Raw genomic sequence first — 9492 nt, 5'->3', positions numbered from 1 at the left:
CTTTTGAACGGATTAACCCCTTGCGGCTCGTATCATCTGGTCAATTCTGAACACATTGGCTAAGGCAAACAGCATCGCCAGTTTGTTATCATTTTTCTCTAAGCCGCGATAGACGACTTTTCTAAAACCAAACTGACGCTTTATGATCCGAAACGGGTGCTCTACTTTTGCCCTGATACTGGCTTTTATGTATTTCGTTCGGATAGGTTGCTTATTTATTCTCGGGTGCTTCTTGTGAAGGGGCATTTTGCTTGGCCCTTTCTTTTTATAAGTAACGGTAATCAACCAATCCGCTTTGATGTCTTTGAGCTTTTCTCGTTTTTGAGCGCCTCGATAACCTGAATCCGCCGAGATAAAGCATTCTTCACCATGAAGCAGATGTCCTGTCCCTGTGATGTCGTGTTCGTTAGCCGCTGTCGTACTTAAACTTTGCGTTAGCCTTGTTCTAACCTCAACGCAGATATGAGCTTTTAACCCGAAGAACCATTGTTTCCCTTTTTGAGTCTGGTGCATGTCTGGATCGCGTGCTTTCGCTTTATTCTTTGTTTGAACTGGCCGCCTCGATAATAGTCGCGTCGACAATCGTGCCTTCTTTTAGATAAATACCAGCGCTGTACAACCACTTGTTAACCTCTTTGAAAAGCTAACGGCAGAGCTGATGCTTTTCCAGTAAGTGCTTAAAATTCATGATGGTTGTGTGGTCCGGGATGGCACTGTCCAGCGATAAGCCAGAGAACAAACGTATAGATGCGATTTCATAAAGCGCATCGTAAAAACAATCAGAATATCGCTTACAGATATTTTTCGGTTTTTTAATCAAGTCAGAAACACTGGCTACTGTTCAACTTCTTAATCGCCGTTTCCATAGTGGAGGTTAGGGAAACTACGATTAAGAAGTCGCAAAACACTCAACCTCTCTCTTTCGAATAAAAAAGCACAGGACTCTACTTGTTTTGATGCTTTTCACCACTAAACAAGGCTTATTTAGCCTTGTTTAGTGGATTTTAAACGGATTAACCCCTTGCCGCCCGTATCATCTGGTCAACCCTAAACACATTGGCTAAGGCAAACAGCATCGCCAGCTTGTTGTCGTTTTTAGCCAATCCTCTATAGATTACTTTCCTAAAACCAAACTGACGCTTTATGATCCGGAACGGGTGTTCTACTTTTGCTCGAATGCTGGCTTTAATGTATTCCGTTCGGATAGGTTGCTTGTTTATTCTCGGGTGTTTCTTGAGAAGACGCACCTTGCTTGGCATTTCTGCAATCAGCCAATCCGCCTTGATGTCTTTTAGTTCCTCTCGTTTTTGTGCGCCTCGATAACCAGAATCCGCTGAAATAAAGGTTTCCTCACCATGAAGCAAATTTTCTGTTTCTGTGATGTCATGTACGTTGGCGGCTGTTGTGCTTAGGCTATGCGTCAGGCCGGTTCTCGCGTCCACGCCAATATGAGCTTTTAGTCGGGTAAGGACAGTGTGTTACCACACCATCCTCCCCTAAGAACCGTACTTGAGAGTCACCTCTCATACGGCTCAAGCCTCTCAACAGCCTTAATATGACCGAGCCTCACTATGGGAAAACCGATCGACGGCGGCGCTCTAGGTAAGAGTTCCATGCAGGGTTATAGGGATTCACTGCACTACGTATTTTAATGTGCCTAACGATCAGAACGGACGCTGCTGAAAACAGCCGCAACCGTTGTTTTAATCCATTAACCCAACCATCAGACGCAAACACCCAGTGTCTTGCCCCTTCAACATGGAAGTATTTTTTCTTTACCCATTTCGCACCTTTCATGGCGTGCCTACGCACTGCCCACCGCCACAGAACTCGCCAGATTTGATGATCTATCCATGTGAAACGAGCCTTAGACACAATATGGCGGTGATACATCGCCCAACCTCGGATTACCGGATTGAGATTCAGAATCAGATTCCCCTGTGTCGCCGACTTGTTCTCATTCACTATTTTCCGGACCTTATCTAAAAGCGCCTTCACGCTTTTACGGGCAGGGGTAATCAGTAGTTTGCCCGAATACTTACGTATATTTTGGCCCAGAAAATCGAAACCTTGTGCGATATGCGTGACCTTAGTCTTTTCATCAGCAAGCTCCAAGCCCCGTGCCTTCAAAAACTCCTCGATTGCCGGGCGAACTTGGTGCTGCAAGACCTCTTTCGAAGCTCCTGTCACGATGAAGTCATCGGCATATCTCACGACGTTGATTTTAAACGGGCGTCGTGGCGTATCCTTTTGGGACACGCTTATATTAACGGCCTGTTCTAGCCCATCCAGCGTCAAATTCGCCAGTACCGGTGAGATGATTCCGCCTTGCGGCGTACCGCCCTCGGTAGCGAATAAGGTTCCTTTCTCCACATACCCTGCTTTAAGCCATTTACGCAGCACGACTTTATCCATGGTTATGTTTCTGAGCAGCCAATCGTGGCTGATGTTGTCAAAGCAGCCGCGAATGTCGCCCTCCAGCACCCATGTAGCGGATGTTCGCTTAGCGAGCGCATTGAAACAGTGTGCGATGGCGTCTGCGGTTGAACGCTCGGGCCTAAAGCCATAGGAATTCGGGTCCGCTCGGGTCTCTGCAACAGGTTCCAGTGCTAGTTTCCATAAGGATTGCATCGCTCTGTCTCGCATTGTCGGTATCCCGAGAGGACGCTTTTTTCCATTGCTCTTGGGTATGTAGATACGTCTTAGCGGTTGCGGCTGATAGCCGCGATGCTTTAACGTGAGTGCTCCCTTTGATTTGGCGGCCGGAGTCGACCATATCTTGCCGTCGATCCCCGGTGTTCTTTTGCCTCGATTTTCTGTCACTCGTTTTACAGCAAGCATTTTGCTGCAATAGGAGCGGGTTAGCAGTCGCTGCAAGGCCTTCACTTTGCCCCATCTACCTTCCTGTGTTGCTTTAGCGATACGCACTTGGAGTCGCCTCACGTCCTTCTCAATATGACACCAGTCTGCCCAGAGCCATACCAATTCTTCGTGCGAAGGTGCACCCGCGCCTGAGATTAGCGTCTTCACGCTGATTTCCGATGCAGTCATCTGCTTTCCTCCGTTAAACGATTTTTTTTTCAAGTTATCTCGCTATGAAAGACCTCGTGGAAGTCTGCTCGCTTTCGCGCCGGATGATGTTTCAACCCGTATCCTCTCGATTACAGAGAGGCCTTCGCTTTTTCCACATTCCTTTATCCGCAGCACCAACAATGTTCCTTACGGTTCACCTGCCAACGATGGCAGCACTACGGACTTACCCTGTTCCGCATGTATTTCAGAGCGGAGCGGACCTCCCCATTTCGCCGGTGGCGCATCATTCACGATGGGTTATTGGTCAGAACCCATACCTGGCCACACACCTTTTGGTTCAAGCCTATCAGCATCTTTGGCTTGTCTGGTTTAACGACGTTTATAAGAGATTCACATCTGTTGGCCGTAGCCGCTCATTCCTAGCACCACTCCGCCTTAATGCTGGCAGATTCAGTCTTCTCTCACGGTTCGACTGACCGATAAAAATCGGTGGTTACATTGTCCCCGAAGCTTCGCACGGTGCTGTTACCAGCTCCGCACGTCCGAGTAGGAAACGGTTGGTGAAACAACCGGTTTCGTCAGGTAGACATACCCTGCGAAACAGAAATACTTGCAACTTTCAGGTCGCACGACCAAAAAACCATTGCTTTCCCTTTTGGGTTTGGTGCATCTCGGGATCGCGTGCTTTCGCTTTATTCTTGGTTGAACTGGCGGCTTCAATGATGGTGGCGTCGACAATCGTGCCTTCTTTTAAGTAAATCCCTGCGCTGGACAGCCATTTATTGACCTCTTTAAAAAGTTGACGGGAGAGCTTATGTTTTTCCAGCAAGTGCCTAAAATTCATAATAGTAGTGTGGTCAGGGATAGCGATGTCCAGCGACAACCCAGCAAAAAGGCGCATCGACGTGATTTCATAAAGCGCGTCTTCCATGGCAGGATCGCTCATGTTGTACCAATGCTGCATGCAGTGAATGCGAAACATCGTAGACAATGGATACGGTCTTCTTCCTTTTCCGGCTTTTGGGTAGAAAGGTTCAATCACCGCTTCAAGCTGATCCCACGGCATCAGTTCGTCCATTCGAGTCAAGAAAATTTCTTTGCGTGTTTTACGACGCTTATTGTTGAATTCACTGTCGGCAAAGGTAAGTTGATGTGACATGGTCAGGCTCGAAGGTTAAAAATTAATTGTCTCATGGGAAGGACTTATTCGCATATTCCTTAAAGCCTTTATGGCCTACCCCTTCTTATCCTTATTCAAGTATCAGTAAAGCGTTTTTTAGCTACATTAAACGCATAGATAATGAAGTAAACGAGTAAACACCGCCTCAAACCTAGCCATCAAAACCCTCCTCCTTCACAGTGACATTTCAACTCACGATGTTCTTAACAAGTCACTAAAAGGAGTTTTACGATGAAATTTTTTATCCCCGTTATAGCAAGTAGCCTCGCTTTAACCGCTTTCAGTGGTATTGCCAATGCACAGGACATGACCAGAAATAACAGTGGTTTTTATGTCGGTGGTAGCTATGGTTATCTAAAGGTTGAAAGTGACGATGACTTTGATGACAACAACGATGTAACACAAGGCATTGTCGGTTATCGATTAAATTCCTTTCTTGCTCTTGAAGGTAGCTATATTGATTTTGGCCGCTACGGCAACAGTACAGCGAACGCATCAACAACTGGTTACACCGCTGCGTTAAAGGGGTCGTTGCCAATTACTCAAACGGTTGAGTTATTTGTAAAAGCAGGACAACTCTGGCATGAAACCGACTACAACATTGCTACAATATCAGATAGCTCAGCTGATGAAAGTCTGTTTGCAGGCGCAGGTGTCGACTTTAAAGTTACCGAAAACTTGCTGCTCAACGCCCAATACACCTGGTACGACGTCGATCTAAAAGTCGACAACGTGTCTTCCGACTCTGAGTTTGAAACTGATTTTAATCAAATGAGTGTTGGTGCGGAATACCGTTTTTAAACCCACGACCTTTACCAAAAATTCTTTATAAGAAGTATCGCCACACAAGCAGAACCAAATAGCTAAGTCTGTGGCGAAACTCTCGTTTCATAAGCCACCGACGAATGCTGTATGTGGTGCCTACCATTATCTTGCTGTGTTTATTTTGAACTAAAGAGTTGTCTTTGTGTGAGCTATGAAATTATACTGTATGTATATACAGTATAATTTTAGGTGTGCTATGCGAGTTACGTATCTTGGTGTTACTGAGTCCCCTTCATTTATTACGCCCAACAGTGTCCGTATCCCGCTCTATGCAGAAGGGGTGTCCGCTGGTTTTCCGTCACCCGCGCAAGACTTTGTAGAGCGAACTTTAGATCTCAACGAATTCTGTGTTTCTCATCCAACAGCTTCTTTTTTCGTGCGCGTTCAAGGCGATTCCATGATGGACGCCGGTATCTTTACTGGAGATGTATTGTTGGTTGATAAGTCATTAACGGCTCGCCATGGTGATATTGTCATTGCCTGTATTCATGGTGAAATGACTGTTAAGACTCTTGAACTGCACCCCAATGTTTTACTTCAGCCTCGCAACCGTGCCTATAAAGCGATTGTGATCACCGAAGAGTCAGAACTTGAGATATTTGGTGTTGTGACAAGCGTGATCCGCAAGTACGAGCGTGGATGATGCAAACCGTCTTCGCGTTAGCCGACTGCAATAACTTTTACGCCAGCTGTGAAAAGCTGTTTCGTCCCGACTTAAAGCACGTTCCCGTTGTGGTGCTGTCCAACAACGATGGTTGTGTTGTTGCACGCTCCAAAGAAGCAAAAGCACTTGGTATTAAGATGGGTGTCCCCTTGTTTCAAATCAAAGATCAAATTCAACAACATGGAATAGTCTGCTTTTCGTCCAATTACGCTTTGTATGCCGATCTTTCTAACCGAGTCATGACCATTTTGGAAGAGGAAGCTCCAAGGGTTGAAGTCTATTCCATTGATGAAGCCTTTATGGATTTAACGGGTGTTAGCCATGCTGTAGATCTCTTGACCTTTGGACAGCAAGTAAAAGCCAAGGTTGATAAATGGACAGGTATTACCATCGGAGTGGGCATTGCGCCTACTAAAACACTGGCCAAGCTGGCGAATCACGCCGCCAAAAAATATCCTGCTACTGGCGGGGTGGTGGATTTAATGAGTCCAGACAGACAAAAGCGCCTACTGGCGTTGGTTGATGTGGGTGATGTTTGGGGAGTAGGACGGCGCATATCAACACGGCTTAAAGAGCAGGGCATTCATACCGCGTTAGACTTGGCCCGCGCTAACCCCAAAGCCATACGCAGCGAGTACTCTGTTGTGTTAGAACGCACTGTCCGTGAGCTCAATGGAACGTCTTGTCTGGAGCTTGAAACCGTTCGGCCCACCAAACAGCAGATTGTGTGCAGCCGATCGTTTGGTCATAAGGTAACGGATAAACAAGAATTACGAGAAGCCGTAGCGAAATACACCACAAGAGCGGCCGAAAAATTGCGAGGGGAGCAGCGTCTTTGTCGTGTTGTGACTGTTTTCATTCGAACCAGTCCATTTATTCCTGGCGAACCGCAGTGCTCAAAAGCACTGTCAGCGGAGCTGCCCAATCCCACAGATGACACTCGCGATTTATTGGAGGTGACGAATGTGATCTTCCAACAAATCTACCGAGCGGGATTTCGCTATGCCAAAGCAGGCGTTATGTTGGCTGATTTTTATGAACAGGGTACCTTCCAAGAAGATCTATTTCGGCCCTCAACAAACCGAACACAATCAAAAGCGCTGATGTCTGTTGTCGATAAAATTAACCACAGTGGGTTAGGCAATGTGTTCTTTGCATCACAAGGCACATCTCCAACCTGGTCGATGAAACGTGAGCATTTATCGCCTGCGTACACAACACGCTGGGGAGATCTGAGAGGGGTTTTGTAATGAGAGATATACCCGCTCCCTTTAGGGGCGGCGTAATTCACCTTGTACACGCCTGAATTCAAGTCCGAAGTGCGACACTTTTCATTTTAAGCAACTCAGCACATTTCTTTCAATACTGCAGCTGGTTGCTTGAGCCCTAAGTATTTCCTTGGACATATATTCCGATTTACGAATCAAGAGTCTTGATAGCGCTGTCACAAATTATGACAGCGCTTTCAAATGGTTAAAATTAGGCACTGTTCTTTTGTGACGGCGTTTGTGACTTCTTGAAAACATTAAATACACAAAGAAAATACAGCCCTGATAATACGGCAGCGACTAGGTAGACGGAGCGTAAGTCACCGGGTAATAGTTCCATGAATGAGGTTAAGAATTGGCCTAAAAAGATTGCCATTGCCAAATAAGATAAGTTCTTCCCGCGTACCTTAGCTTCACTTTTTTCGACTGTCATATGGTTGAGTAGAGGAATTGACAGACCAAAACCGATGCCAGCAAAGACACCGCCAAGCAGCATAGGGAGAGCTTCTCCAAAGTAAAATGCGACATGTGACAGCGCATAAAAGGCAAACGCAAAGCCCAAGGTCCCTTTATTTTTCCAGCGTAAGTTTATTTTTGGTAAGAAGTGCGCAGTAATCACAGCAACTAAAGAAATGAAGGCCAAAAAGATGCCCACCTTATCGGCGCTGTAACCGGATTCTTCCATGCTAAAAGGCAATATCACAATGGCGGTGAAGAATAGTACCATAGCAACACAGGCAGAAATGTAGACCCAACGTAATGGCTCAAAGGTGCTTTGAGTAGTGGATGTTTGCGGTGATTCTGGCTCGTTGTGAAGGTGCTTGTTACTGGGTACAAGTGTTATCAACATAGCGAGAAATACCCATGCCATTAAGTATAAAAGAAAGGGTAAGTTCCATCCTGCAGTTGCTACAAAGCCACCAATAAACAAGAAGATTACGCCACCTAACTCAATCGCCATACCCTGTTTTGCGATCATGGTGAGGCGCTCATGGCCGGCGTAAAACTGAGAAATAAGAGTGGTGCCTCCAGCCATAATAACGGCCGTTGCAGCGCCGAGAATAATGCGGTTTGCGAACACAGCGGTTGGGCCTGTTAACCACTGCCCTGAGAGCCCCAATGCACCGTATAAAAAGAGTGCGATCAAAGTGCAGTAGTAGGCGCCATAACGGTCGATTAAACGTCCTGAAAAAGGTGCAAATAGAACCGCCCCTAACGCGGGTAAGGTAATTAATAGACTGGCGTTTTCAGCAACCCCCAATGCTTGTGAAATACTAGCAAGACCAGGGGCAACTACTGCACCCACCATAATAGTGAGAGAGGAAATGCACAGTAGAGTAAAGCTACCCAAAAGAGAAAGTGGTTTCATTACGAATTCCAGGTTGATGAAAAGTTTAAAAAGATAGGAGGCTGATTAATTGCGCTTAAAGCAGTGATAGAGCAGCCCAAGTCCAGTAATAGCAGCGCAAAAAACACACACAAAGAACCAGTTAAATTGACTGATAATCTTGACGCCAATGGCTGAACCAAGGGTAGCGCCTGAATAGTAGAACAGCATGTAAACGGCGTTGATCCGGCTTTGAGCGGCGGGGTCGATAGAGAAAATTCGTACTTGGTTAGCGACCTGTCCGCTGAATACGCCAAGGTCAATAAGAATAATGCCAAGGGCGAGACCCCAAAGGCGATCAGCAAAAAGAGCGGCAATAATAAAGCCCACTATGATCAGCGTCATGGAGACGATTAATATGCGGTAGCTGCCAAATTTAGGTACCCATTTTCCGGAAAGCTTGGCGCCTACGATGCCGGACATAGCAATAATGCCAAATAAGCCGATTTGTTGTGCATCGTAACTAAAGGGTGGTTTGCTCACATGCAAGGCTAAGGTTGCCCACATAGCATTAAAAGCAGCAAACCATAGCGCCCCAATCAATGCGCTTTGACGCAAGATTGTATGTTGTTTTACCAGGCCCCACATGCTGGTGATGAGTCTAAAATAGGGTAGGGTATTGGTGGGCTTGTTATGGGGTAAGAAGCGATACAGCAATAAGCCAAAACAAGCTGAAATAACACCGGACATAATAAACACAGCGCGCCACCCAAGCTGCTCCCCGATACTACCGCTTATTACTCGTGAAATGAGGATGCCCATCGTCAGTCCAGTCATGACAGTACCCATCACTTGTGCTTTGTGTTTAGCAGAGCTTAACGACGCGGCAAAGGGGATGAGTTGCTGGGTAATGTTGGCACTGAGGCCTAATACGAAACAGGCGACAATCAGGACATAGCCTGTTTGTGAAAACGCTGCAGTGAATGCAGTGAGGGTCAATAAGACGGATAAAATGGCAATGACATTGCGTCTAGGAAAACGATCTCCAAGGGGAGATATAAATAATAAAGCCGCTGCATAGCCAAGTTGGGTCGCGGCCGGTATGGCGCCTAGTAATAAGGGAAACTGCGATTAAGAATTCGCATTGTGCCCAGAATGCCTAATTTGGTTAAAAACCACAAAAAGTCACTCACTT

Annotated in this window: 6 protein-coding genes and 3 pseudogenes; 3 read left to right on the top strand and 6 right to left on the bottom strand. The window is 46.2% G+C overall.

Annotation, left to right across the window (positions count from 1 at the left end; all coding sequences use genetic code 11):
• Positions 1–12 precede the first annotated feature (12 nt).
• From J9B83_RS15185 to J9B83_RS15170, 4 genes and pseudogenes are all read right to left on the bottom strand, one after another.
• Positions 13–769: pseudogene (locus J9B83_RS15185) on the bottom strand (IS5 family transposase); the annotation flags it as partial.
• Between the two features lie 244 nt (positions 770–1013).
• Positions 1014–1460: pseudogene (locus J9B83_RS15180) on the bottom strand (IS5 family transposase); the annotation flags it as partial.
• A 109-nt stretch (positions 1461–1569) separates the two neighbouring features.
• A complete protein-coding gene (ltrA, locus tag J9B83_RS15175; RefSeq protein WP_211537651.1) occupies positions 1570–3051 on the bottom strand; it encodes a group II intron reverse transcriptase/maturase in 1482 nt (493 codons plus the stop codon).
• 613 nt (positions 3052–3664) lie between these two features.
• Positions 3665–4192: pseudogene (locus J9B83_RS15170) on the bottom strand (IS5 family transposase); the annotation flags it as partial.
• A gap of 252 nt (positions 4193–4444) precedes the next feature.
• On the opposite strand from J9B83_RS15170, the gene J9B83_RS15165 reads away from it, so the two are divergent.
• The 3 genes from J9B83_RS15165 (at position 4445) to umuC (ending at position 6952) form a co-directional block, all read left to right on the top strand.
• Positions 4445–5014: a porin family protein gene (locus J9B83_RS15165; protein WP_211537650.1), complete on the top strand. Its 570-nt coding sequence runs from the start codon at positions 4445–4447 to the stop codon at positions 5012–5014.
• A gap of 220 nt (positions 5015–5234) precedes the next feature.
• A complete protein-coding gene (umuD, locus tag J9B83_RS15160; RefSeq protein ID WP_211537649.1) occupies positions 5235–5681 on the top strand; it encodes a translesion error-prone DNA polymerase V autoproteolytic subunit in 447 nt (148 codons plus the stop codon).
• The gene (umuC, locus tag J9B83_RS15155; RefSeq protein ID WP_211537652.1) at positions 5681–6952 is read left to right on the top strand and encodes a translesion error-prone DNA polymerase V subunit UmuC; all 1272 of its coding nucleotides are present in this window, start codon (positions 5681–5683) and stop codon (positions 6950–6952) included. Before umuD ends, umuC begins: the two co-directional genes overlap by 1 nt.
• Positions 6953–7181: 229 nt before the next feature.
• Here umuC and J9B83_RS15150 read toward each other — a convergent pair whose 3' ends face one another.
• Positions 7182–8339 carry an MFS transporter gene (locus J9B83_RS15150; protein WP_211537648.1) on the bottom strand — a complete coding sequence of 386 codons (1158 nt, stop codon included), beginning with the start codon at positions 8337–8339 and terminating at the stop codon, positions 7182–7184.
• 45 nt (positions 8340–8384) lie between these two features.
• Positions 8385–9401: an MFS transporter gene (locus tag J9B83_RS15145; RefSeq protein ID WP_328797752.1), complete on the bottom strand. Its 1017-nt coding sequence runs from the start codon at positions 9399–9401 to the stop codon at positions 8385–8387.
• Positions 9402–9492 lie beyond the last annotated feature (91 nt).

This window comes from Marinomonas vulgaris (assembly GCF_018145875.1).
Classification (GTDB): Bacteria; Pseudomonadota; Gammaproteobacteria; order Pseudomonadales; family Marinomonadaceae; genus Marinomonas; species Marinomonas vulgaris.
This window is presented reverse-complemented; position numbering and strand designations above follow the sequence as displayed.